2 protein-coding genes are annotated in these 911 nt (G+C 64.8%); both read right to left on the bottom strand.

What is annotated here, in order from left to right; translation table 11 throughout:
* Nucleotides 1–518: C39 family peptidase (locus tag E1295_RS48215; RefSeq protein WP_181958164.1), on the bottom strand; the 518-nt coding region annotated here is incomplete at its 3' end.
* 109 nt (nt 519–627) lie between these two features.
* Nucleotides 628–911: papain-like cysteine protease family protein (locus tag E1295_RS48220; RefSeq protein WP_220449276.1), on the bottom strand; the 284-nt coding region annotated here is incomplete at its 5' end.

A 911-nucleotide genomic window follows, 5' to 3' on the forward strand; every position in this document is an offset into this window, starting at 1 on the left:
CCGACCTTCTTGCCCTTGACCTTGCCCTTGTTCCACGGCAGCTGCTCCATCCACACCGCGAGCACCGGCGCCTTGTGCAGCTCGCCCACCTGGGTGGAGATCCGGTCCATGAGCACCAGGGAGTTGCCGTCGGCGTCGGTCGTGCTGGAGACCTTGTAGCCCTTCGACTTCAGGTACGTGTTGATCACCGGGATGGCGTTCTTGCCCTTGGTGCCGCCGGAGGAGGTGGTCTTCATCTTCTTCGCCAGGGTCGCCTGGCTGACCTTGACGCCGAAGGTCGACAGGCTCATCGAGGACGAGGCGGGCACGCAGTAATAGTTGGTCTTCTGATACTGGCCCTTGAGGCTGACCTTGTACTTCAGCGGGCTGAGCAGGCCCTTGGTCCCGGCGGTCGGGGACGAGGTGGGCGTGGCCGGCGGGGTGGTGGGGGAGGCCTGGGCCGGCGTTAGAGAGGTGAGGCACAGCGTGCCCACGGTCACGGCGAAACCGGCAACGGTCCCCGTCCTGCGGTTGATCACGTGATCGCTCCACGATTGCACGACAACGGGTGAAGGCCACGAGTGTAGGTAAGCGATCATGCAGGCAGTGACGGTTGCGCACGATGTGGCCGAAACCGTGGGATGCCGGTCAGCTCTTCGAGATGTAGTACATGTTGCCGCCCGGCTGCAGGACCTTGGCCAGGGTCGCGGCCTTGACGGTGTGCGAGCCGCCGGTCGGCTTCCACGGGTCGTAGACGGTGATGGTGCCGGCCAGCTTGTCGTAGCCGTACGCGATGATCGCGTGACCGACCTTCTTGCCCTTGACCTTGCCCTTGTTCCACGGCAGCTGCTCCATCCACACCGCGAGCACCGGCGCCTTGTGCAGCTCGCCCACCTGGGTGGAGATCCGGTCCATGAGCACCAGGGAGTTGC

This window comes from Nonomuraea mesophila (genome assembly GCF_004352805.1).
Classification (GTDB): domain Bacteria; phylum Actinomycetota; class Actinomycetes; order Streptosporangiales; family Streptosporangiaceae; genus Nonomuraea; species Nonomuraea longispora.